Here is a 22808-nt window from a genome sequence, read left to right on the forward strand (position 1 = left end):
TCAGGACTTTTCGTAGTAGTAGCCCTCGCCGTGCGAGGGGCCCACGTTGTGCTGGAGGCCGGCCGGCAGGCTCTTGGTGAAGAAGGAGGGGTCCAGGACACCGCAGAACTGGCTGGTGGACTTGGACTTGTCCACCGCCGCCGAGCCGATGTTGATCCGGGTGCCGCCCGAGGCCAGCGAGGTCACCTTGGCGATGTTCTCGCAGTGCCCCATCTGGGACTCGTTGATCAGGCGGACCGCCCCGGAGCGAGTGATGATCACCGTCCCCGGCTGGCCGATGTTGAAGTCGCCCTTGTAGGTCCAGGTGCCGGCGAAGTACGCGGGAACCGCGTCGCCGCCGCCGGAGCCTCCGCCGCCGCTGGGCGAACCGCCACCGCTGGGCGAGCCCGATCCCGATCCCGATCCGGATCCCCCGGGGGTGGCGCTCGGGCTGGTGCCCGTACCCGTGCCGCCTCCGGCGGCCGGACCCCCGGCGCCGCCCTGGTTCGCACCGCTGCCGCCCGGGGTGCCGGAGCCGCCGCCGGGAGTCCCCGCGCCGGCTGCGGCGCCGCCCTGGCCGTCCGGCGCCGGTACGGGCGGGCTCTGCGCGGCCTGGGGGCTCTCGGAGTTCGGATCGGCCGGGGCTGCGGGTGAACCGCTCGCCGCCGAAGGTGAGCCGGAGGAGGCGCCGGGCGTCAGGGGCGCACTGCTCGCCGGGGGCGAGGCCTGCGCCCCGTCGCCACCGCCGCCGAACGGCTGGAGCACGGCCACCGTGCCCCCGCCAACGGTGAACACCAGGACCACCGGCACCGCGACGGTCAACCGGCGCCGCGCGCCTCGCCGTTCGCGCTGCGCGGTACCGTCGCCGGTCGCCGGGCCGGCTGCGGGACCTGCAGCCGGACCGGTCGCCGATGCGGGCACCGCCCCGCCCGCCGGATCGACGACCACGACGATCTGCTCGCCGGACCCTCCCGACCCTCCCGACCCGCCGACCCCTTCCGCCTCCGGCCGCAGCCCGAGCGTCCCCCGGTCAGGGGTCTGCGCGTCCCCCACCGGCACGGACGGGGGCACCGGCTCCTCTGCCGGTACCGCCTCCGCGTCGAGCAGCCGCGCCGCCTGCCGGGCCAGCCGCTCCACCACCTCGGGCGGCAGCCATGCCCCGCCGCGCACCGCGGGACGGACCCGCCCCGGATCCTCCAGCAGCTCGTCCACGCCGGGCCGTTCCTCCACGCCCTTGACCAGGCAGCGGCCGATGAGCGCGCGCAGGGAGGGGTCCGCCACCCGCTCCAGGGCCGGCTCGCCCTCCACGATCTGGAACATCACCGCGTGCTGGTTGCTGGCGCCGTGCCCGAAGGGCAGCTCGCCCGTGGCCGCGTACATGAGGACACAGCCGAGCGTGAACACGTCGCTCTTCGCCCCGGCCCGCTGCCCGCGCACCTGCTCGGGCGACATGAACCCGGGCGAGCCGACGACCATGCCGGTGCTGGTGAGCAGCGATTCGACGGAGGTCTCCAGGGCGCGCGAGATCCCGAAGTCGATGACCCGGCTGCCCTCGACGGTCAGCATCACGTTCGACGGCTTGAGGTCGCGGTGCACGATCCCGGCGGTGTGGATGTCCTTCAGCGCGTGCAGCAGCCCGTCCGCGAGCGCGTGGACAGAGGCCACGGGCAGGGGGCCGTACCGGCGCACGATCTGCTCCAGCGAGAGCCCGGGGACGTACCCGGTGGCCACCCAGGGCCGCTCGGCGTCGGGGTCCGCGTCGAGCACGGGCGCGGTGTACCGCTCGCCCACCTTCCGGGCGGCGTCGATCTCGCGGCGGAAACGGGCCCGGAACTGCGCGTCGGCCACGTGCTCCTCGTGCACCACCTTCACCGCGACCGTACGCCCGCCCTCGGACCGGGCCAGGAACACCCGCCCCATCCCCCCGGCGCCGAGCCGCCCGAGCAGCAGGTACGGCCCGATCCGGCTCGGATCCCCGGGGGCGAGCGGCTTTATGCCACCATCGACGTTGTCATCGCTGCCCTGCCCCTTGCTGCTCCCGCTGCCCATGCTGCCCGTCCCCCGGTGATCCCCTGCGGGCGGCCGGTCGGCCCGCCCCGTCGAACTCGGCTCAGGGTAGAGCCAGTTCCCTTTCACCCTGAAGGCAAGGTCGGGTGAGTGCGAGAAACGGCCCGGCGGACGGTTTCCGTACCACCGGCCGTACGGGTACTCCTGCCGAGCCCTGCCGCCCGGGGACCGGCGCCACCGGAAGCATTTCTCCGCAAGGGAGAGCGGGCAAGGCCCGGCACCCGGCGGAGGCCCGGCGCGACCGGGCCCCCAATGGCCGCTATGCCCGCTCCCCGGAAGTTGCTTGAGTGCGCGTGTTCCCTCCGCACTCTTCCCCGAGGAGCCCCATGCCCCACCGTCCCCACCTCCGCAGCGCGGTGATCGGCGCGGTCACCGCGGCGCTCCTCGCCGGCTCCGGCCTGCTCGTTCACTCCCCGTACAGGCGGAGAGCCGTCAGGCTCCGGCGGCCGCCGCCCAGCGGGCGACGGCGTCGGAGCGGACCGTCGCCCAGTTCTTCGCCGAATACCAGGACGCGGTCAACGCCACGCACAGCGAGGGCCTCGACCACTCCGCGGTCCGCAAGCGGTTCCTCTCGACCGAGCTCGACGATGCCCTCACCGTCTGGGAGGGCGAGCACAAGGTCAACCCGGTCTTCCGTCGGGCGGACGCGCCGGAGAGCTACGACGTGGCGGAGACGGGCCAAGCGGACGGCAACGCCAAGGTCGTCCTGACCCAGAAGTGGGAAGACGGCACGTCGACCGACGTCTGGTATCAGGTGGGGCTCAACAGCCAGGTCATCGTCGGCCTGACCGACCCCTCGTAAACACCGGGCCCGCTGCTCCGGATGCCTGTGGCGTCCGGAGCAGCGGCCTGCCGTCAGAGGCCGCGGACGAACTCCGCGAAGGCGGCGGGGCCGACGGTGAAGACGGGGCCGTCGGGGACCTTGGAGTCCCGGACGGCGATCCGGCAGGGCTGGGGGGCGATCTCCACGCAGCAGCCGCCGGTGTCACCGCTGTACGAGGACTTGTGCCAGGCGGCGTCGCCGAGCGGGGCGCACTCGACGCAATCGCCGCCGGTGTCGCTGCTGTACGAGGACTTACGCCACCGCGCGCCCGTCAGGTTCTGGATGGTGTCCATAGCGTTCCTCCATTACGCGGGCGATCAGTTCCGCCGATTTCTCCACGGAGAGCGCGGCGGCCTGCAGGTGATCGTAACGGAGCGAACCCTCCCTGAGGCCTGCCGGATTGGCCGTCATGTGCCCCTGCACGAAGTCCTCGGTGTAGACGAGATCCGGGTCGTCGTCGAAGCGCAGGAGGTTGAACGAGCCCGGCAGCCCCGCGTGCGCTCCCGCCTCGAAGGGCAGGATCTGCACCCGCACCCACTCCCGGTCGCGCAGCTCCAACAGGTGGGCGAGTTGGTTTCGCATCACCTCCCGGCCGCCGATCTCCTGGTGCAGGACTGCCTCGCTCAGCACCACCCACATCAGCGGCGGGTGCTCGCGGTCCAGGATCCGCTGCCGCTCCATGCGGGCGGCCACCTGCGCGTCGAGGCGCTTGTCGTGCCGCACGCCGAGCACGGCCCGCGCGTACGCCTCCGTCTGCAGCAGTCCATAGACCAGCTGCGCCTGGAAGGTGGAGATGTAGGTCGCCTTCGCCTCCATCTCCGCGTACGCCTGGAACCACGTCGGCAGCTGGCTCCGTAGCACCAGCCCCACCAGGCGGGAGAACACCCCGCCCGTGTCCAGCGCGGCGTCGACCCGTTCCGAGAAGTCGCGGGTCGGCACCTTCCTCGCGGTCTCGATCTGCCCGATCAGCGAGCCCGCGCAGAAGATGATGTCGCCCAACTGCCCCTGTTTGAGCCCTGCGGCCTCCCGCAGGCGGCGCAGTTCGGCACGGTAGTAGTCCAGCGGGGAGGCGCTGGGATCGAGGCTGCGGATGTTGACCATGGAGCGGTCACCCCCAAGTACACGCCAGGCGGCGTTCGTTTCGGTCCATAGCCGAGCGTAACGACGCCACCTCACCCTGATGTCATGAATCTCGCAACTGGCCCCTCATCAGCTGGAATTGACGGCAGCTATCGCATGAGCTTCACCGTCGGTGACCATTCGGCCCGGCACATGCGCCGCATCCTGCGGATGTTCCTCACGCAGTGGGAGCTCGACGCCCTGGCCGACGCCGCGGAGCTCGCGCTCACCGAGCTGGTCGCCAACGTCGTGCGCCACGTACCCGGGCGGGGCTGCGTGGTCCTCATCCTCCGGCAGCCGGATGGGCTGCGCGTGGAGGTCTCGGACGGCTGCCCCGCGCCCCCGCGCCTCGCGCCCGACTCCGGGGAGCTGAGCGAGGGCGGCCGCGGCCTGCTCCTAGTCGAGGCGGTGACCGACCGCTGGGGCACGGACGCGAACTCCACCGGAAAGACCGTGTGGTTCGAGTGCGACGCCCCTCCCCCTGCGGCTAGCGGCTCCGCGCGTGCTCGACGGCGGCCGCCGCCAGGCCTGCGATGAGCGGGTGCGCGCGGGTGCCGTCGCCGTCCAGTTCGGGCTGGAAGAGGGTGGCCAGGAAGAAGGGGTGCTCGGCGAGTTCGGCGATGCGGATGTCGCCGGATTCGTCGGCGCCGGTGAAGGTCATGCCGTGGGCGCGGAGCAGGTCCAAGTGGAGCGGGTTGGGGCCGTAGTTGCAGTGGTAGCGGGCCTGCGTGCGGTCCGCGCCGAGCAGCCGGGCGGCGCGGGAGCCGGGGGTGACCCGTACGGTCCCCTCGTGGCCCACGAGCGAGCAGGCCAGCGGGACGACCACCGCGTCCGCCTCTGCGGTCGCCGGGTCGTTCTCGGCGTGGGCGGCCCGGTCGAGGCCGCAGACCGTACGGGCGAACTCCAGCAGGGCGTGCTGGAAGCCGCCGCAGGTGCCGAGGAAGGGGATGCCGTTCTCGCGGGCGTCCCGGATCGCCGTGAGCACCCCGTCCTCGCTGCGGTAGGGGCTGCCGGGGAGGACCCAGACGGCGTCGAAGCCGTCCATGCCCTGGCCCGCCTCCTCGGTCGGGATCCAGTAGGCGTCCAGGTCCAGGCCCTCGCGCAGGCGCAGTGCCTCCAGCAGGCCGGGGACGCGGGCGTGGGACCGTACGGCGTCGGAGCGGTCCGCGATCAGCGCGATGCGGGCGGTGGGTGCGGTGAGTTCGGTGTGCCCCGTGGCGTGGTTCGCGTTCATGACGGCCATCCTGCGAGCTGCCGGTCCATCACGTCCAACGATGATCCTCACTACCTGCATAAGCGATACTGATGCACATGGATCCGCATCTGCTGCGCACCTTCGTCGCGGTCCTCGAACACCGCTCCTTCTCCTCCGCGGCCTCGGTCCTCGGCTACACGCAGTCGGCCGTCTCCCAGCACATCGCGGCGCTCGAAGCCGACTTGGGCACCAGGCTGGTCGAGCGCCGGCCCGTCGCCCCCACCGAGGCGGGGCTCCGGCTGATGGAACACGCCCCCGCGCTGCTCCTGCGCCTGGACGCGGCCCGCGCCGACATCGCCCGCCTGCACCGGGCCCCCGACGCCCGGCTGACGCTGGCCTGTTCCCCCGCGGCCTTCGGCCCGGCCCTCGCGCGGGCCCTGGCCCGGCTGCGCGCCGCCGGTCCGGTGGAGGTGGACGTCCACGTCGTGGGCCGGGACGCGGTGGTCGAGGAGGTCCTGACCGCCCGCGCCGACCTCGGCCTCGTGGACGGGGTGGCCGCGCCCAGCGACCCCCTCCCGCTGCCGGACCTCGGCCCCACCGTCACCCTCGCGGTCACCGAGGAGCCCCTGGCGGTGCTCTTCCCGCACGGCCACCCCCTGGCGCGGCGCAGTTCGGTCCGGCTGCCCGACCTCGCGCAGGCGCAGTGGATCGACGCCCCCGACACGGCGGTCCCCCTCGCCCGGCTCCGCGAGGTCAGCCACACCCCGGGCTTCCACCCCCGGATCCGCCACCACGGCACCGACCCGCACTCCCTGGCCGCCCTGGCCGCCGCCGGCCACGGCCTGACCGCCCTCCCCCTCTCCCTGGCGGCCGTCTTCCCCGGCACCACGGCGGTACCGGTCCGCACCCCGCGCCTGGTCCACCGCACGGAACTCCTCCACCCCACGGCCCCGACCCCGCACGCGGCGCGGCTGGCGGCCCTGCTCACGGCCGTGGGATAGCACCCGCCCGGCCGGACCGGCCCCTCGTGCCCGCGTCGGGGTGAGTACGCCGCCGCCCTACTTCCACTCCACGCCCTTAGCCGACAGCTTCGCCGCGTCATAGGCATCGGTGGACAGAACCGTCGCGGGTCCACCGCCCGGCGGGACCTCCACGACCGCTGTCACGCTCCACACTTCCTCGATGCTGGCCCACTTGCGGCCGCCCCCGCCCAGCAGCGCCTCGGAGTCGCTGTCCGCGTCGAACGTGATCGAGTTCTTCGGGGTGCGGCCCCGGTCCCGGTACGTTCCCTCGAGCGTGCAGGTGACCAGGGAGCCACCATCCTTCAGCCGGAACACCGGCAGTTCCTCCCCCACCGGACGGTAGGAGAAGCTGCGCTGCAAGGTCTTCTCGTCCCACCCGTTGAAGTAGTCCACCAGCTTGCCGGTGAAGTCCCCCCGCTCGAAGTGCGGGCTGTCCGGCTTCCCCGCCGGCGCGGTGAAGCTCAAGTACTCCGCGTACCGCCCACACACGCCGGTGTCCGCGGTCGCGGTCGGCGACAGCTCCACGCTGTCCGCCGCTCCCCGCGCCAGCTCCGGAATCACCTTGGGCCGGACCTTGATGACCCCCGGCTTCGGAGAAGGCGCCGGCTCGCCGGCCTGACCTGCCGGTGGGGGAACCGTGACCACCCAGGTGGCCGCCACCGCCTTCCATTCTCCGCCGTCCCCGTCGCGGGTGAAGTAGTGCAGGAGGGAACTCCGATCGGTTTCCCTGCCTTCCCACTTGCTCAGCACGGCGAATCCCCGGGAAGCCGGAGCACCCCCCGCAGCCTGCGGAATCAGAAACGTCGGCAGTACGTACCGGACCGGTGTCGCCTTGGTCCCCTTGATCCGGTTCAGCCGCGCAGCGGCCCGGCTCTCCTCCAGCTGCCGGCCACCCTCCACCTTGGCCATCGCCTCGACGTCCCCCTTCTCGGCGGCCGCGCCCTTCGCCAGCAGGTACCTCTCGAAGACGTCCTTGGCCTGCGCCTGCGTCAGCGCAGGTGCCGGCGCGGCGTCGGTTGCGGCGCTGCCCGAAGCCCGGCCGGGAGACTCGGCGGCCCCGCCCCCGCCCGTACATCCGGCCATGACCGTCCCTGCGAGGACGGCGGCCCCCATCGTGCTCCACGCATGCCTGCCCATGGCCCGCTCCCCCTGTCGGTCCCTCAGATCGACGTGATCATAAGGCGCGAGAATGACGACAGGGGCTCCTTCAGGACTCCCACGACCGTGACCACCCGGAGAGTTTCCATGACCCTGAACCCGATACCCGTCGACCGCGAACCGGCCGTGGGAGCCGTCCTCCTGACCGGCATCCCCGGGAGCGGGAAGTCCTCGGTGGCCGAGGCGCTGGCCGCGCGGCTGCGGATGTCGGCCCGTGTGGAGGTGGACGCGCTCCAGGCCATGATCGTCAGTGGCGGGCAGTGGCCGTCCCCGGCCGCGAACCCGGAGGCCGACCGGCAGATCTTCCTGCGTGCCCGCAACGCCTGCCTGCTGGCGGACAGCTTCGCGCGGGCCGGTTTCGTCCCGGTGCTCGATGACGTCGTGGTCCGCCGTTCCCACCTGGACTTCTACCGCGCGGCGCTGACGGCGGTGCCGCTGCACGTCGTCGTACTGGCCCCCGGCCCGGCGGTCGCGTGGCAGCGCAACCAGGCCCGCGAGAAGGCCCTCGCCGTGGACTGGTCCCCGCTGGACGAAGCGATGCGCTCCGAACTCGGGCAGGAGGGAACGTGGATCGACAACGCCACCCAGACGATCGAGGAGACGGTCGAAGCGGTCCTGGCCGCCACCGGCCTGGCCTCCGGCCTGTCCACCGGCCTGACCTCCGGCCTGGAGTCCGGCCCCGGGATCGGCGCGGGGATCGGCACCGGAGGCCTCGCTCGCTAGCCCGCCCCGCTCCGCCCCGCACCGCCCACAAGGAGTTCTCGTGCCCGAAAGCCTCCGCGGCCTCCCGCCGGACCGTGCCGCCCTCCTCGCCCACCTGGTCGACCGGTGCGCGCAGTTACTCGACCAGGGTGGGGACGTCGAGCACGTCCAACGGCTGCTACGGGATCTCGGGGCGGGAGTCATGGACTCGATCGCCGTCACCCGGGGGCTGCTGGGAATCGGGCTGGGGGAGGCGAAGGAGATCGTGCTGTCGAGCGCCGCGCGGACGGCCGGGGTACGGGAGGGCGGACAACTCGCGGACGTCGCGGAGCGGGCGCAGGAGATTGCCGAAGTCTTCCTGCGGCTGCCCCGGACCCGGGGGGCCTGCAAGATGCTCGCCGTCGACGGCTCCGGCGGATCGGGCAAGACGACCCTGGCCGCGGCGGTGGCCGGGCGCCTCGAAGGCGCCGTCGTCGTCCACGTGGACGACTTCTACCGTCCCATGCCCGAGCGGGAACGCGAGCGTCTCGACGCGGAACAGGGCTACCACCGCTACTTCGACTGGGAACGCCTCCGGGACCAGGCCCTGACCCCGTTGCGGGCCGACCGGGCAGCCCGCTACCAGCTCTACGACTGGAGCACCGGACGGCTCGGGGCCTGGCAGGAGGTCGCCGCCGGCGGCACGGTGATCGTCGAGGGGGTCTACTCCGCCCGCCCGGAACTGGCCCCGTACTACGACCTCACCGCCTACGTCGACACCCCGCGGGACGTCTGCCTGCGCCGGGTACGCGCGCGCGGCGAGAACTCCGAGGAATGGATCACTCGTTGGCGCGCGGCCGAGGACCACTACCTGAGCACCACCTGGCCCCAGACCCGGGCCGGACTCCTCGTCAGGGGCTACTGAGCGGGCCGCACGCCCGCCCTGCCGGACCCCCGCCCTGCCGTCGCCCTCCCCTCAGGAAGCCGGCCCGTCCGGCTCTGCGCGGCCCAGGAGGAATTCGGTCGCGCGGGCGATGGCCTCGGCGTACGTGGGGTGTACGGCTTCCGACTCCTCCTCCCGTCCGTCCGCGGCGACGGCCGTGTACCACCAGGCGTCGGCGTCCGGCTCGTGGTGGATGACGGCGGTGCCGCCCGCGTAGCGCAGCGGGATGGACTCGCTGGCGGACCGCTTCGCCACCGCGTGGGGCCACTTGAGGCGGGCGGACTGGCGCTTGATGCCACCCCAGGCCGCGCCGAGCTGCGTGTAGCTGGCTCCGCTGCGGCCGGCGACGGTCGCGGCGCTCTCCGCCATCCGGTCGACGGACCGCTTGGCTTCGTAGAGCGCCCGCAGCAGGGCCAGTTGTACGTCGGGGGCGGCCATGAGGGCGGAGTCGAAGGGCTTGCCGGCGGCCCGGTAGGCCCGCGCGCGCGTGGAGATGCGCTGCGCCAGCGGGCGGACCGCGTCGAGCACCTGGTCGTCCATGTCGAACGACTCGTTCTCGGCGGGCTCGCTCCAGGCGGGCTCCACCAGGGCCATGACGGTGGCCCAGAAGTCCTCGTCATTCCTGTCGGGGGTCGGGATCGGTGCCGAATCATCCATGTGACATGTTTACCTGCCGAGAGGCAGAACGACAATTAAAACTGTCGGATAGGTGATCGACAGTAATCTGTGTCACCAGCCGCGCGCCACAGCCCGCCCCGGGACGGCAGACGGGCCCGGGCATGGCGTCCTACCAGCGGGTAAGGCACCATGGGCCGCCGGTGTACGGGGACGTACGCCGCATGCCGCCCACCCCGCAGGAGGAACACCATGGCCAGCCCCAAGCCGGAGACCCTCGCCGCCTTCGAGGCCGCCAAGGGGTTCATGCCCGTAGGGGAAGGGCTCGCCCTGTACGAGGCCGCGGCCTCCGCGGCGCGGCTCGGGCTGCCGCTGCTGGAGGTCGGGACCTACTGCGGGCGCTCCACGATCCTGCTCGCCGACGCCGCCCGCGAGGCGGGGGTGAGCGCGCTCACCGTGGACCACCACCGGGGCAGCGAGGAGCAGCAGCCCGGCTGGGAGTACCACGACCCGAGCGTCGTCGACCCGGAGATCGGGCTGATGGACACCCTGCCCACCTTCCGCCGGACCCTGCACAAGGCCGGCCTGGAGGACCACGTCATCGCGATCGTCGGCCGCTCCCCGCAGGTGGCCGCGGCCTGGGGCGGCAAGCTCGGCCTGGTCTTCATCGACGGCGGCCACACCGACGAGCACGCCACGGGCGACTACGAGGGCTGGGCCCCGCACGTCGCCGAGGGCGGCACGCTGGTGATCCACGACGTGTTCCCCGACCCGGCCGACGGCGGCCAGGCCCCGTACCGCATCTACGTGCGCGCCCTGGCTTCGGGCGCCTTCGAGGAGGTCTCGGTGACCGACTCGCTGCGCGTGCTCCGGCGCACGGGCGAAGGCATCTGACCCCGCCTCGTCCAGGGCGGCTGCCTGCGTGCCGCTGCGCGGGGCATCCCCTACCCGCCCTCGCCGGCGAGGCTGGAACATCCAGCCTCGCCGGCGTTTGAGGCGCGGGGGTACGGGGGCAGCGCCCCCGGCAACGGCGCCGCACCCGTGCACGACGGCCGGGGGGACGGGACTCCCCGCCGGCGGAGCATATAAGCGCACCGCGCCCCCGGATGGCCCAGGGTCCGTACACCCGACCGACCTCCCGTCTAGCATCGCCGGGTGCGCTACGACGAAAGCTCCCCGCCGCTCCCCGAGTCCTCGACGTCCATCAGTCCGGACCGGCCCTGGTACGCCCGACGGTCGACCCTCGTCGTCGCGGTGGCCACGATCGCCCCGGCCGCTCTCGCCGGGTGGGTACTGACCGAGGCGCTGAGCGGGGGCGCCGGCGACGACTCGCGGCCGCCCCGGATCGTGATGCCGCTCTCGGCGTCGGCGTCGGCACCCTCCGCGTCGGCACCCTCCGCGTCGGCTCCGGCCGCGAGCCCCGTCCCCGGCGCGGCCCCCGGTGCGACCCCCGGAGGGACCGGCAGCGCCCCGAGTCCCGCCGCCGCCAAGGGCCTCGCCGGCCGCACCGTCGTCATCGACCCCGGCCACAACACGGGGAACTTCAAGCACACCACCGAGATCAACCGCCAGGTGGACATCGGCACCAACCGCAAGGAGTGCGACACCACCGGCACGACCACCAACTCCGGCTACATGGAAGCCGAGTTCAGCATGGACGTGTCCCGGCGCCTGCGCACCGTCCTGGAGGCCAAGGGCCTCAAGGTGGTCTTCACCCACGAGGCCGGCAAGGAACGCCCCTTCGGCCCGTGCATCGACGAGCGCGCCCGCATCGGCAACGAGGCCGCCGCCGACGCCGTGGTCTCCGTCCACGCGGACGGGGTCTCGTCCGGCAGCCGCGGTTTCCACGTCATCCTCCCCGCCAAGGTCAAGGGCGGCGGCGCCGACACCGCGAAGATCATCGGGCCGTCCCGGCAGCTCGGCGAGCGGATCGCCGGGAACTTCGCCCGGACCACCGGTTCCGCGCCCGCCAACTACCTCGGCGGCGGTACCGGATTGGTCGTCCGCGACGATCTGGGCGGACTGAACCTCTCCACCCGGCCCAAGGTGTTCATCGAATGCGGCAACATGCGTGATGCCAAGGACGCGGCGCAGCTGTCGAGTCCGCAGTGGCGCCAGAAAGCGGCCCAGGGCATCGCGGACGGCATCGTCGGCTTCCTCGGCGGGTAGGGCCACCGGGACCGTCCTCCCGGACGGCCCGCAGCCCCGATCCCTCGGCCGCGGCGAAGCTCCGTACCATGGTGCCGCCCGCCCCCTGCGTCACGGCGGGCACCCACGGCACCACGAGACGACGAGACCGAGAAGGACACCCAAAGACGTGAACATCCGATCCCTCACACGAGGCGACGGCGTGGTGATCGGAGCAGCGGCGCTGCTGTTCATCGCCTCGTTCCTCGATTTCTACTCCGTGCCCAACTTCGACGCACCGAGCGCGTGGGACACCGACGCGTACCACCTGGCGCTGCCGAGCATCTTCCTGCTCGCGTTCATCGCCGTCGGCCTGCTCGTCGCGGCCCGCCTGCTGCCCGCCGGGCGCCAGCTCCTGGGCCTGCCCTTCCAGGCCTGGGGCACGGTGCTCTCCGTCGCCGCGGCCTGGTCGGCACTCTGGGGCCTGATCACCTGCCCGACCGGGGCCGACCTGGGCGCGGGCGCCGTCATCGGCTTCCTCGCCACGGCCGTGCTGGCCGGCGCGACCCTCTTCGGGTCGAAGGTGCCCGCCCTCGCAGGGCAGTTGATCCCGGACCCGAAGCCCGCCGCCGCGGCCGTCCCGCCGTACGGCGGCCAGCACCAGCCGCAGCCGGGCGCCGGGTACGGATACCCGGGCGGCCAGGAGCCGCAGCCGTACGGGGCCGCCCCGCAGCCGGTCCCGCCCTACGGCGGCGGCCACGAGCAGCCCCAGGCCCCGCAGGACGCCGCCCCGCAGCCGGCTCCGGCGACGGACTTCACCCCGTTCTGGTTCGCCGTTCCGGTGGCCCGTCCGCTCTTCGCCGAGGACGGCAACCCCGCCCCGATCGCGGAGCTCGCGCCCGGCACCTGGTACCTGGCCGTGGAGCAGCGCGGTCCGGCCACCCTGATCGCCCAGACCCAGGACGGCCGCCGCGGCGTCCTGAACGACACCTCGGGCATCCAGCGCGGCTGATCCCGCGCACGCCCGCCCACAACGGCCCCCCGCCCTTCCGGGCGGGGGGCCGTTGCCCTACAGTCACCTGACGCATCGTCAGATTCGTGGAGGGGACCGTCACATGCGCCTCGGACTCGCACTCGGCTACTGGGGCCGCGGCCCCAATCCGGACCACCTCGACCTCGCCGCCGAAGCCGAGAACCTCGGCTACGACTCCGTGTGGACCGCCGAGGCCTGGGGCTCGGACGCCTTCACGCCGCTCACCTGGATCGCCGCGCACACCTCGCGGATCCGCCTGGGCACCGCCATCGCGCAGATGGCCGCCCGCACCCCGACCGCCACCGCCATGCAGGCCCTGACCCTGGACCACCTGTCCGGCGGCCGGATGATGCTGGGCCTCGGCCTGTCCGGGCCGCAGGTGGTCGAAGGCTGGTACGGGCGCCCCTTCCCGTCCAGCCCCCTGACGGCGACCCGGGAGTACGTGGACGTCATCCGCCAGGTGCTGCGCCGCGAGGCGCCGGTCGCGCTGGACGGCCGCTTCCACAGCCACCCGTACCGGGGCGCGGACGGCACCGGCATCGGTAAGCCGCTCAAGCCCATCACCCACCCGCTGCGGCCCGACCTGCCGATCCTCCTCGGCGCGGAGGGCCCGAAGAACATCGCCCAGACCACCCGCATCGCGGACGGCTGGCTCCCCCTCTACTGGTCGCCGACCCGCACCGACGTCTACCAGGCCTCGCTGTCCGAGCTCCCCGAGGGGTTCATGATCGCCCCGATGGCCCGCGCGAAGGTCTGCGACGACGTCGCGGAGGGCCTGCTCCCGGTGAAGGCGATGCTGGGCTTCTACATCGGCGGGATGGGGCACGCGGCACGCAACTTCCACGCCGACCTCATGGGCCGGATGGGCTACGAGGAGGAGGCGCACCGGATCCAGGAGCTGTTCCTGGCCGGGCGCAAGGAAGAGGCCGTCATGGCCGTCCCGGACGCCTTCGCGGACGAGATCTCCCTGGTCGGCCCGCGGGAGCGGATCGCCGAACGCCTGGAGCTGTGGCGCAAGGGCCCGGTGACCGACCTGCTCCTGACCGCCCCCGACCCGCACACCCTGCGGGTCCTGGCGGAGCTGAACACCTAGTGCCGTGACCGGAAAGGTCACCGGGTCACAGCACTAGGCGGCGCGCCGGACCGCGTCCGGAACCAGGATCGTCTTTCCGCGGACGAGGGTTCCCGCTTCCGCCTCCGCGTGTACGTCGGCCAGGTCGGCCAGCGGGCGGACCGCGGCGGGGGCGACCTCCAGGTCGCCCGCGTCGACCAGCTCGACCAGGCGCGCGAGCTGCCCGGTGTCCTGGCGGGCCACCAGGTGGATGCCGCCGGGGATCGGGGTCGCCACGGAGACCGCCACGCCGCCCGGTCCGAGGAGGGCCGGCAGGGCGGCGGCGGCCTGCGGGGTGATCGGGGCCAGGTTGAGCACGGCGTCCAGGGGTTCGCCCTCCAGGGCCGCGCGGAGCGGGCCGGCGGTGTGGTCGATCACCCGCCGGGCCCCGTACCGCCGCACCGCCGGGGCGCTGCGCGGGCTCGCGGTCGCCACCACGGTGACCCCGGCCCAGCGCGCGAGCTGCACGGCGAAGGCGCCCACTCCGCCGCCGGCCCCGTTGATCAGGATCCGGCTGCCCGGGCCGATCCCGGCCGCCTCGAACAGCGCCTGCCAGGCCGTCAGTCCGGCCACCGGGATCGCGGCCGCCGCCGTGAGGGGGAGGGAGCGGGGGGCGGGGACCAGCAGTCCGGGGGCGACGGACACGTACGGGGCGGCGGTTCCGCCCGCGTCCAGCCGGCCGATCACCCGTTCCCCGGTGGTGACGACCGTGCCGGCCAGGTCCCAGCCCGGGACGTACGGCAGGTCCAGGGGCAGGACCTCCCGCAGCCACCCGGCGCGCAGGGCGAGTTCGGACGGGTTGAAGGAGGTGGCCGCCACCTCCACCAGGACCTCGCCGGGAGCCGGAACGGGGACCGGCACCTCCTCGTGGCGGATGACGGCGGGGCCGCCGTAGGCGTGGATGCGGGCCGCGAGCATCGTGGCGGCGGGCTGTCGGGTTGTGTTCATGCCCCCACGCTATGAGCCGGGGTGAAGACGATCCATGCGTGAGGATCCATGTTTCCTGCGCATCCGTCTAAGCTGCCCGGCGTGGACGTACTCAGCGATGTCATCGCGCTCATGCGTACGGGCAGGCCCACGTCGGCGCTCGTACGGTGGCACGCGCCCTGGGGCCAGCGGTTCCCCGCGGTCCCCGGGTCGGCCGGGTTCCAGGTGGTGCTCAGCGGGAGCTGCCTGCTGGCGACCGCCTCGGGGCCGGTCCGCCTGAACCCCGGGGACGTGCTGTTCCTCCCGCACGGGCACGGGTACACCCTGCTCGGCGAGCCCTCGGCGGAGCCGGCCGAACCCCGCTGGGACCCCACCCGCAAGCCCGCCCTGCTCGTCCGGGACACCGTCGGGGAACCGGGCGCCGGGCCGGTCACCGTGACCCTGTGCGGCGGGTACCGGATCGAGGCGGAGTTCACGCATCCACTGCTGCGCGAACTCCCCGAGGTGCTCCACCTGCCGGGCGGGCAGCCCGGCGCGGCCGAGGCGGTGGCCCTGCTGGCCCGCGAGGCCGAGGAGCCCGGTCTGGGGACGGACACGCTGCTCCCGGCCCTGCTGGACGTGCTGCTGCTGTACGTCCTACGGGCACACGTGGGCGGGGCTTGCGGACCGGGCGGGGCCGGTGCAGGCGGTGGAGCCGGTGGGCCCGACGGCGAGGCCGGGCGGACGGGCTGGGCCGCGGCGCTCGCCGACCCCGCCGTCGGCGCCGCGCTGGCGGCCGTCCACGCCGAACCGGAGCACCCTTGGACGGTCGCCTCCCTGGCGGCGCGGGCCGGGCTGTCGCGGGCCGCGTTCGCCCGCCGGTTCCACGAACGCGTCGGGCAGCCGCCGCTCGCCTATCTGACGTGGTGGCGCATGACCACGGCCGCGCGCCTGCTGCGCACCACCGACACGCCCCTGTCGGTCCTGGCGGCCCGCTCCGGCTACACCTCGGAGTACGCCTTCGCCCACGCCTTCAAACGGGCCCACGGAATCCCGCCCGGACGCTTCCGCGGCGGGCGGCGCGACGAGGGGACGGCCCGGATCGGGTAGGGATGCGCGCCGGTACGCCCGGGTTGGGCGGTCCTGGGATTTTTGTTCCATTCCCTATGGGATTCTTATCGCGAAGGCGGATGAGAAGGAGAAGTCGTGGGATACGGGACGGAAGCGATACAGGACGACCGGCCGGGGCGCAGGCTGTCGTGGCCCTGGTTCCTGGTCGTGGTGATCGTGTACCTGGGCATCATCCAGGGGCTGGGACGCCTTGTCGGCGTGGACACCGGCTACTCCGACAGCCAGTTCCCCACCACCGAGTCCCTGGTGCGCAACGCGCTGATCCCGATCGGGGCGTCGATCGTGTTCGCCGCGGCCGTGGTCACCTGGCTCGGCTGGTGGCGCGAAGTCCTGTACTACCGGGCGCCCGTTCGGCGCTGGGTGCGCTGGGTTCCGATCTCGATGCTCGTCGTCGCGCTGATCGGCCTGAACTACGGACACCTCTCCGACCAGAGCGCCTCCCTCGTGGCCTGCCTGCTGTTGCTCGGGCTGTTCGTCGGTGTCGGCGAGGAGCTCATGTTCCGCGGCATCGGCGTGCACGTCTTCCACCGGGCCGGCTTCACGGAGGGCAAGGTCGCCCTCTACTCCTCGCTCGTCTTCGGCCTCGCGCACGTCAGCAACGCCATCGGCCAGGGACCGCAGGCGATCGTGCAGGCCCTCGTCGTCTCCACGTCGGGCTACTTCTTCTACCTGTGTCTGCGCGTCGGCGGAGTCATCCTGCTGCCGATGCTCGTCCACGGCCTCTGGGACACCAGCCTGATCTCCAACCTCGTGGGCGACGAGCCCCAGGCGTCCCTGGGCATGGCCCTGGTCGTCCTCCTCCAGGTCACCCTCATCGTGGCGCTGCTCCTCAAGCGCCGCACGATCGAGCCCGCGCCCGCGGTCCCGGCCCCGGCCGTCCAGGGCTGACGGCCCAGCCGACCCGGCAAGATCCGAAAGGGGCGACCTAGTCCGGATCTGTCGTCCCTGCACTCCCCGCCGCCCCTGCCGCCCCCGACGCCCCCGACGCCCCCGCGTCCGACTGCTCCACCGCGGCCAGCAGTTCCCGCAGGTCCAGCGGCATCACGGCGATCTCCATGCCGTCCGCGATGCCGCCGACCTCGAACGCACAGGTCACGATCCGCGAGCCGGGGTTGATGGAGATCCCCTCCTTCACGGAGGGAGCCCGTACGCCGGTGGCCCGGCCGCCGGTCAGGGACAGGGGCTCTCCCCGGCTCGGCACCCAGCGGGCCGCGCCCTGGTCCGCGTACACCCGGCCGCTGCGCCAGCGGCCGGTGCCCGCGGGCCTGCGCGCCATGCACGGGATGCCGGGCACGGGCGCGACGGCCTGGCGCCGGAGGTGCTTGCGGCGCATCAGCCAGGCGGTTCCGGCGGCGGCGCCGGCGAGGACCACGTACTCGATCACCGCCCCATTCAAACAGGTGGAACAGGAACGGGCCGGACCGGAGTATTCCGGTCCGGCCCGTTCCTGTTCCAGCGCGGCGGCTCCGGGAAGCCGCCGGCCGCGCTCTGCCGGTTCAGCCGGTCAGCTGCCCGGCGCTCGGGATCTTGTCGGTCACCGTGGCGCCCGCACTCTTCCCGGCCTCCTTGACGCCGTTGATGACGTCCTGGAAGGCGCCGATGTCGGCGTCGCCCGCCTGGCCCTTGCGCAGCTTGGAGCCGAGTCCCTTGAGGGAGTCGATGCCCGCCGTCAACGGGCCCACGGCCTTCGACAGCAGCGGGTCGCCCTTGGCGTTCTCGGTGGCGGCCTTCAGCCGGTTGTAGGCGAAGGCGCCCGCGAGGCCCGCCTTGACCAGGGCGAAGGTGCGGCCCTTGGCGCCCTTCTTGAACTTGCCGGCCTGGTACGGCTTGATGATCCACTGGTAGGTGGCGCCGGCCGCGAGCCCCGCGTTGGCGACGAAGCGGGCCTTGGCGAACTTCTGCTTCTCTGCCTGCGTGCTGGGCGAGGGCGTGGCGGCGGCCGCTTCCGCGTCCTCGGCGGAGGCCGCGGCGTCGGCCTCGGCGAACGCGGCCATGGCCACCGAGACCTCGTCGGCCTGACCGGCGGCGGTCTTGTCGCCACCGCCCGAGCCGCAGGCGGTGGCACCGCCGAGCAGGGCGCAGGACAGGAGCACCGCCGTGAGGGCGCGGCGGAAACGGACGGCTGTGGTGGGTACGGACACGGGTTTCCTCCGGGGACTGAGGCGTCCCCCGCAGCCTCTCCCCGGCCATCCGACTCCGCCACCCGGGCGACCCGTTCGGGTCTACGCCTTCGGGTTTAGCCGGCCCGAAAGCGGCAACACGAGCGGCATGCCCACACACACGCGAGTGAACACCAGAGGAAGCAGCCAGGCGGGCCGCGCCGTCGCGGTCGTGGCGGACGTCATGGCCTTCATCATCGGCCTGTGGATCCTGCTGTACCTGCTGGACGCCAACCAGGGCAATGCCCTGGTGGACTTCATCCACGACGCGGCGAGCTGGCTGGCCGGCTGGTCCTACGACCTGTTCACCTTCGACCGCGACTGGATCCAGGTGGTGGTCGGCTACGGCATAGCGGCCGTCGCCTACCTCGTCATCGGCCACGCCATCGCCGGCCGTCTCTACCGCCGCTGACCGTCACGTCGGCGCACCCGCGCCCCACGACCGGCACGCCCGCGCCCCCCGACCGGCCCGTGCCGGTGTCCGTCCCCCGGCACGGGCCGGGGGGCGATCCGTACGACAGGCGGCCTACGCGCAGCAGTCCGGCTCCAGGCCGGCCGGCAGCGTCAGGCCGCCGAAGATGGTGCCGGTGGCCTCGTCGCCGCCGAGGGCGGCCACCGCGAGGAGCAGCGAGCCCGCCGTCCAGGTGGTCTGCTCGACGGGCCAGACCGCCCGGTCGTCGAAGACGTACCCGGTCCAGTACATGCCGTTGTCGGCCCGCAGGTGGCCTATCGAGCGCAGGATCTCCAGGGCCCGGTCCGACTCCCCCGTCGCCCACAGCGCGAGCGCCAGTTCGCAGGACTCCCCGCCCGTCACCCAGGGGTTCGGCAGCACGCACCGTACGCCGAGGTCGGGGACGACGAACTCCTCCCACCGCTCCTCGATCCGGGCCTTGGCCTCCGCGCCGGTCAGCGCCCCGCCGAGGACGGGGTAGTACCAGTCCATGGAGTAGTGGGACTTGTCCAGGAACCGCTCCGGGTGCCGGCGTATCGCGTGCCCGAGGGCGCCCGCGGCCAGTTCCCAGTCGGGCTGCGGGTCGCCCCGGTACTCGGCGATGGCCAGGGCACAGCGCAGCGCCTGGTGGATGGAGGAGGACCCGGTGAGCAGCGCGTCGGCGACGTCCGCGCCGGACGGCTCGCGCTTCCAGCCGATCTCGCCGCCGGGCTGCTGGAGCCGCAGGACGAACTCGACGGCCGCGTACACGGCGGGCCACATCCGGTCGAGGAAGGCCTCGTCGCCGGTGGACAGGTGGTGGTGCCAGACGCCGACGGCGAGGTACGCGACGAAGTTGGTCTCCCGGCTCGCGTCCTGCGGCTCGCGGGTGTCGACCCCGTCCTCGCGGTCGGCGTAGGCCGCGTACCAGGAGCCGTCCTCGTTCTGGTGGCGTACGAGCCAGTCGTAGGCCCGCTCGGCGGCCTCGTGTTCGCCGGCCGCGTCGAGGGCCATGGCGGCCTCGGTGTGGTCCCACGGGTCGAGGTGGTGCCCGCGGAACCAGGGGATGGCCCCGTCGGCACGCTGCGCGGCGAGGATCCCGGCGACGGTGGCGGCGGCCTGCTCGGCGGTCAGTACGCCGTCCAGGACCAGGTGTTCGGGTGCGGTGCGCTCGGGAGAGCTCACTGCGCGGCGCCCACGGCCTCGGCGGCGGCCGCGCCGACGGGGAGGTGCGGCTTGGTGGCGTAGGCGACGAAGCTCTTGCCGATGACCGGGTTCAGCGCCTGCTCCGCGAGCCGGGTGAGCGCGGGCTTCTTCATGATGTCCCAGACCAGGAGCTTGTGGTACGCCTTGACGGGCAGCGCCTTGTCGTTGTCGACGCCGAACGCGCACTTGAGCCACCAGTACGGCGAGTGCAGGCCGTGCGCGTGGTGGGTGCCGTACGGCTTGAGGCCCGCGGACTCCATCTTGCCGAGCAGCTCCTCCGCCTTGTAGATGCGGATGTGGCCGCCCTCGACCTCGTGGTAGGCGTCGGACAGCGCCCAGCAGATCTTCTCGGGGCCGTAGCGCGGCACGGTGATGGCGATGCGCCCGCCGGGCTTCAGGACGCGGACCATCTCGGCGAGGACGCCCTTGTCGTCGGGGATGTGCTCCATCACCTCGGAGATGATGACGACGTCGAAGGGCTCGTCGGGGAAGGGCAGCGCGAGGGCGTCGCCCTCCATGGCGGTGGCGGTGGCGCCAGCCGGGGCCTCGCCGGCCTCCTTCATCGCGGCGAACCACTTGGCGACCTCACGGATCTCCTCGCCGTTGCGGTCGAGGGCGACCACTTGGGCGCCGCGCCGGTAGCACTCGAAGGCGTGCCGGCCTGCGCCGCAGCCCAGATCGAGTACGCGGTCGCCTGCGGCGAGCGGGAACCGGGAGAAATCGACGGTCAGCACGTGGTCCTGCCTTCGCGGTCGCGGAGTGGAGAGGGGAACTGCATCGGACGGAAGGTGGAGGTCACCGGGTCGTTGCGGCCTTCGGGGCCTGCGCGGCCTTCCCGGCCTTGGGGGCCTGCGCGCCCGCCGCCGCCCGCTCGATGGCGGCGCGGTAGTGGACGACGGTGCCCTCGGCGGCCTTGGCCCAGGTGAAGCGGGACAGCACCCGCTCGCGGCCGGCGGCGCCGAGCCGGGTGCGCAGTTCGGCGTCGCCCAGCAGCCGGCCCAGGGCGGCGGCCAGCGCGCCCGCGTCGCCGGGCGGCACGGCGAGGCAGCTCTCGCCGTCGGGGCCGGTGACCTCGGGAATCGCGCCGCCGGTGGTGGCGACGAGCGGGGTGCCGGTGGCCATGGCCTCGGCGGCCGGGAGCGAGAAGCCCTCGTACAGCGAGGGCACGCAGGCGATCTGGGCGCTGCGGACGAGGTCGACGAGCTCGGTGTCGGTGATGCCCTTGACGAAGCGGACGGCGTCCTGGAGTCCGTACGTCTCGATCGCGCGGGCCACCGGGCCCTGTTCGGCGCGCTTGCCGACGACGACGAGGTGGGCGTCGGGCTGTTCGGTACGGAGCTTCGCGAGTGCCTCGACGAGGTGCACGAGCCCCTTGAGCGGGACGTCGGCGCTGGAGGTGGTCACGATCCGCCCGGGCACCTCGGCCACGGCGGGATCGGGCGACCAGAGGTCGGTGTCGGCTCCGATGTGGACGACGTGGATGCGCTCGTCCTGGACGCCGAGGTGCTCGGCGATCTCCTTCTTGGAGGAGCCGGAGACGGTGAGCACGGAGGGCAGCCGCCGGGCGACGCGGCCCTGCATGCGCGTGAACCCGTACCAGCGCCGCACGGAGGCGCGCTTCCTGCGGTCCTTGGCGGCGGCCAGGTCCAGTTCGCGGTCGACGGTGATGGGGTGGTGGATGGTGGTGACCAGCGGGGCACCGAGGTCCGCCAACAGCCCGTAGCCGAGGGTCTGGTTGTCGTGGATGACGTCGAACTCACCGGCGCGGGACGCGAGATGGCGGCGGGCGCGGAGCGAGAAGGTCAGCGGCTCGGGGAATCCGCCGGTCCACATGGTGGCGACCTCGACGGCGTCGATCCAGTCGCGGTACTCGTCGCGCTTGGGAGTGCGGAACGGGTCGGGGCTGCGGTAGAGGTCCAGGCTGGGCAGCTCGGTGAGGGTGGCGCCGGCGCCGGTGAGGGCGTCGGTGTCGAGCACCGGGTAGGGCTGCGCGCCGATGACCTCGACGGTGTGGCCCAGCTTCACGAGCTCGCGCGCGAGGTGGCGGACGTAAACGCCCTGGCCACCGCAGAACGGGTTCCCCTTATAGGTGAGGAGTGCGATCCGCAACGGGCGGCTGCCGTCGGCGGCCGGACCCGTGAGAGGGCTCGTCACCATGGCCTCTGCGGTCACTCTCGGCCCCCTTCTCCCTGCACTTTCGCCGGAGCGTAACCGCTCGGATAATGTAGAACAAGTTTCAGACTTGATCCGTTGAAGAGCATTGAATCTACCGGCCGGAAACCACACCGTAAGAGGGGTGGCGGGTGATTCGCGCCACGGCTCGGGCGCCTGCCATGCTGGGCGCGCGAGCACCCGGCGGCAGCCCCGCACACGCATGAACGCCTTGGAACTGGAACGCCTTGGAACCGGAACGGGACAGATGACAGCGGAAGCGAAGGCCGTGACCCCAGCCGTCACCACACCGGCGTCTCCGCCCCTGACGGAGCGCCAGGAGGCACGCCGCAGGAGGATCCTGCACGCCAGCGCCCAGCTCGCGAGCCGCGGCGGCTTCGACGCGGTGCAGATGCGCGAGGTGGCGGAGTCCTCCAGCGTGGCCCTGGGCACCCTCTACCGGTACTTCCCCTCCAAGGTGCACCTGCTCGTCGCGACCATGCAGGACCAGCTGCAGCACATGCACGGAACGCTGCGCAAGCGCCCGCCGGCCGGGGACGAGCCCGCGGCCCGGGTCGCGGAGACCCTGATGCGCGCCTTCCGCGCGCTGCAGCGCGAGCCGCAGCTGGCGGACGCGATGGTCCGCGCCCTGACCTTCGCGGACCGCAGCGTGAGCCCGGAGGTGGACACGGTGTCCCGCCTCACGACGGCGATCATCCTGGACGCGATGGGCCTGGACGCCCCGCCGACGGCGGAACAGCTGTCCGCGGTCCGGGTCATCGAGCACACCTGGCACTCGGCCCTGATCACCTGGCTGTCGGGCCGGGCCTCGATCGCCCAGGTGAAGATCGACATCGAAACGGTCTGCCGCCTGATCGACCTCACGGCGCCGGAAAGGGCACCGGAAGCGCCGCCGAAAAAGGCCTGATTCGACCGGGTCGGGGCGATGGCG

Annotated in this window: 25 protein-coding genes; 13 read left to right on the forward strand and 12 right to left on the reverse strand. The window is 73.0% G+C overall.

All coding sequences use genetic code 11. The features are described 5' to 3' along the window. Entirely contained in the window at positions 1-2028 is a 2028-nt protein-coding gene (locus ACODT5_RS29640; protein WP_422522230.1) for a serine/threonine-protein kinase, read from the reverse strand. Positions 2029-2329: 301 nt separating this feature from the next. On the opposite strand from ACODT5_RS29640, the gene ACODT5_RS29645 reads away from it, so the two are divergent. Next, positions 2330-2848, forward strand: coding sequence for a hypothetical protein (locus tag ACODT5_RS29645; RefSeq protein WP_422522231.1), 519 nt, complete (start codon positions 2330-2332; stop codon positions 2846-2848). Positions 2849-2901: 53 nt separating this feature from the next. On the opposite strand, the gene ACODT5_RS29650 is transcribed toward ACODT5_RS29645, so the two are convergent. Both ACODT5_RS29650 and ACODT5_RS29655 read right to left on the reverse strand, forming a co-directional pair. Further along, the gene (locus ACODT5_RS29650) at positions 2902-3162 is read right to left on the reverse strand and encodes a DUF397 domain-containing protein (RefSeq protein WP_422522232.1); all 261 of its coding nucleotides are present in this window, start codon (positions 3160-3162) and stop codon (positions 2902-2904) included. Continuing rightward, positions 3122-3970, reverse strand: a complete 849-nt coding sequence (locus tag ACODT5_RS29655) for a helix-turn-helix domain-containing protein (RefSeq protein WP_422522233.1) — start codon at positions 3968-3970, stop codon at positions 3122-3124. Before ACODT5_RS29655 ends, ACODT5_RS29650 begins: the two co-directional genes overlap by 41 nt. A 135-nt stretch (positions 3971-4105) precedes the next feature. Here ACODT5_RS29655 and ACODT5_RS29660 point away from each other — a divergent pair, with 135 nt between their 5' ends. Further along, a complete protein-coding gene (locus ACODT5_RS29660; protein WP_422522234.1) occupies positions 4106-4525 on the forward strand; it encodes an ATP-binding protein in 420 nt (139 codons plus the stop codon). Here the strand turns inward: ACODT5_RS29660 and ACODT5_RS29665 are convergent. Beyond that, entirely contained in the window at positions 4476-5222 is a 747-nt protein-coding gene (locus ACODT5_RS29665; RefSeq protein ID WP_422522235.1) for a CTP synthase C-terminal region-related (seleno)protein, read from the reverse strand. The genes ACODT5_RS29660 and ACODT5_RS29665 overlap by 50 nt on opposite strands. Before the next feature lie 77 nt (positions 5223-5299). Here ACODT5_RS29665 and ACODT5_RS29670 point away from each other — a divergent pair, with 77 nt between their 5' ends. Next, positions 5300-6184 (forward strand): LysR family transcriptional regulator, encoded by an 885-nt coding sequence (locus tag ACODT5_RS29670; RefSeq protein WP_422522236.1) that lies wholly within the window; start codon positions 5300-5302, stop codon positions 6182-6184. A gap of 57 nt (positions 6185-6241) precedes the next feature. Here the strand turns inward: ACODT5_RS29670 and ACODT5_RS29675 are convergent, their stop codons facing one another. Then, positions 6242-7342, reverse strand: coding sequence for a DUF8094 domain-containing protein (locus ACODT5_RS29675; protein ID WP_422522237.1), 1101 nt, complete (start codon positions 7340-7342; stop codon positions 6242-6244). A 108-nt stretch (positions 7343-7450) separates the two neighbouring features. Here ACODT5_RS29675 and ACODT5_RS29680 point away from each other — a divergent pair, with 108 nt between their 5' ends. Beyond that, positions 7451-8086, forward strand: coding sequence for an AAA family ATPase (locus ACODT5_RS29680; RefSeq protein WP_422522238.1), 636 nt, complete (start codon positions 7451-7453; stop codon positions 8084-8086). A gap of 40 nt (positions 8087-8126) precedes the next feature. Continuing rightward, positions 8127-8969 carry a uridine kinase family protein gene (locus ACODT5_RS29685; protein WP_422522239.1) on the forward strand — a complete coding sequence of 281 codons (843 nt, stop codon included), beginning with the start codon at positions 8127-8129 and terminating at the stop codon, positions 8967-8969. Positions 8970-9020: 51 nt separating this feature from the next. Here ACODT5_RS29685 and ACODT5_RS29690 read toward each other — a convergent pair whose 3' ends face one another. Further along, positions 9021-9644: a hypothetical protein gene (locus ACODT5_RS29690; protein ID WP_422522240.1), complete on the reverse strand. Its 624-nt coding sequence runs from the start codon at positions 9642-9644 to the stop codon at positions 9021-9023. A gap of 210 nt (positions 9645-9854) precedes the next feature. On the opposite strand from ACODT5_RS29690, the gene ACODT5_RS29695 reads away from it, so the two are divergent. From ACODT5_RS29695 to ACODT5_RS29710, 4 genes are all read left to right on the forward strand, one after another. Further along, positions 9855-10496, forward strand: coding sequence for a class I SAM-dependent methyltransferase (locus tag ACODT5_RS29695; protein ID WP_327252521.1), 642 nt, complete (start codon positions 9855-9857; stop codon positions 10494-10496). Positions 10497-10757: 261 nt separating this feature from the next. Continuing rightward, complete coding sequence (locus ACODT5_RS29700) at positions 10758-11771, forward strand: N-acetylmuramoyl-L-alanine amidase (protein ID WP_422522241.1); 1014 nt, start codon at positions 10758-10760, stop codon at positions 11769-11771. A gap of 148 nt (positions 11772-11919) precedes the next feature. Beyond that, positions 11920-12741: a hypothetical protein gene (locus ACODT5_RS29705; protein WP_422522242.1), complete on the forward strand. Its 822-nt coding sequence runs from the start codon at positions 11920-11922 to the stop codon at positions 12739-12741. A gap of 103 nt (positions 12742-12844) precedes the next feature. Further along, positions 12845-13855, forward strand: coding sequence for an LLM class F420-dependent oxidoreductase (locus ACODT5_RS29710; protein ID WP_422522243.1), 1011 nt, complete (start codon positions 12845-12847; stop codon positions 13853-13855). A gap of 33 nt (positions 13856-13888) precedes the next feature. Here ACODT5_RS29710 and ACODT5_RS29715 read toward each other — a convergent pair whose 3' ends face one another. Then, positions 13889-14821, reverse strand: a complete 933-nt coding sequence (locus ACODT5_RS29715) for an NADP-dependent oxidoreductase (protein ID WP_422522244.1) — start codon at positions 14819-14821, stop codon at positions 13889-13891. A gap of 81 nt (positions 14822-14902) precedes the next feature. On the opposite strand from ACODT5_RS29715, the gene ACODT5_RS29720 reads away from it, so the two are divergent. Beyond that, positions 14903-15889 (forward strand): AraC family transcriptional regulator, encoded by a 987-nt coding sequence (locus ACODT5_RS29720; RefSeq protein ID WP_422522245.1) that lies wholly within the window; start codon positions 14903-14905, stop codon positions 15887-15889. Between the two features lie 96 nt (positions 15890-15985). Continuing rightward, positions 15986-16798: a CPBP family intramembrane glutamic endopeptidase gene (locus tag ACODT5_RS29725; protein ID WP_422522246.1), complete on the forward strand. Its 813-nt coding sequence runs from the start codon at positions 15986-15988 to the stop codon at positions 16796-16798. A gap of 37 nt (positions 16799-16835) precedes the next feature. Here the strand turns inward: ACODT5_RS29725 and ACODT5_RS29730 are convergent, their stop codons facing one another. Further along, positions 16836-17294: a hypothetical protein gene (locus ACODT5_RS29730; RefSeq protein WP_422522247.1), complete on the reverse strand. Its 459-nt coding sequence runs from the start codon at positions 17292-17294 to the stop codon at positions 16836-16838. Positions 17295-17406: 112 nt separating this feature from the next. After that, positions 17407-18051 (reverse strand): hypothetical protein, encoded by a 645-nt coding sequence (locus ACODT5_RS29735; RefSeq protein ID WP_422522248.1) that lies wholly within the window; start codon positions 18049-18051, stop codon positions 17407-17409. Between the two features lie 127 nt (positions 18052-18178). Here ACODT5_RS29735 and ACODT5_RS29740 point away from each other — a divergent pair, with 127 nt between their 5' ends. After that, on the forward strand, positions 18179-18481 hold the full coding sequence (locus tag ACODT5_RS29740; protein ID WP_422522249.1) for a hypothetical protein: 303 nt from the start codon (positions 18179-18181) through the stop codon (positions 18479-18481). Between the two features lie 114 nt (positions 18482-18595). Here the strand turns inward: ACODT5_RS29740 and ACODT5_RS29745 are convergent, their stop codons facing one another. The 3 genes from ACODT5_RS29745 to ACODT5_RS29755 form a co-directional block, all read right to left on the reverse strand. Further along, complete coding sequence (locus ACODT5_RS29745; RefSeq protein WP_422522250.1) at positions 18596-19684, reverse strand: prenyltransferase; 1089 nt, start codon at positions 19682-19684, stop codon at positions 18596-18598. Beyond that, complete coding sequence (locus ACODT5_RS29750; protein ID WP_422522251.1) at positions 19681-20439, reverse strand: class I SAM-dependent methyltransferase; 759 nt, start codon at positions 20437-20439, stop codon at positions 19681-19683. The genes ACODT5_RS29745 and ACODT5_RS29750 overlap by 4 nt, the downstream gene beginning before the upstream one ends. 61 nt (positions 20440-20500) lie before the next feature. Beyond that, complete coding sequence (locus tag ACODT5_RS29755; RefSeq protein ID WP_422522252.1) at positions 20501-21877, reverse strand: glycosyltransferase family 4 protein; 1377 nt, start codon at positions 21875-21877, stop codon at positions 20501-20503. Positions 21878-22124: 247 nt separating this feature from the next. Between ACODT5_RS29755 and ACODT5_RS29760 the strand changes: the two genes are divergently transcribed. Then, on the forward strand, positions 22125-22784 hold the full coding sequence (locus ACODT5_RS29760; protein ID WP_422522253.1) for a TetR family transcriptional regulator: 660 nt from the start codon (positions 22125-22127) through the stop codon (positions 22782-22784). The last annotated feature ends 24 nt before the right edge of the window (positions 22785-22808 follow it).

It is taken from the genome of Streptomyces tatrensis (assembly GCF_049310065.1).
In the GTDB taxonomy this organism is placed as follows: domain Bacteria; phylum Actinomycetota; class Actinomycetes; order Streptomycetales; family Streptomycetaceae; genus Streptomyces.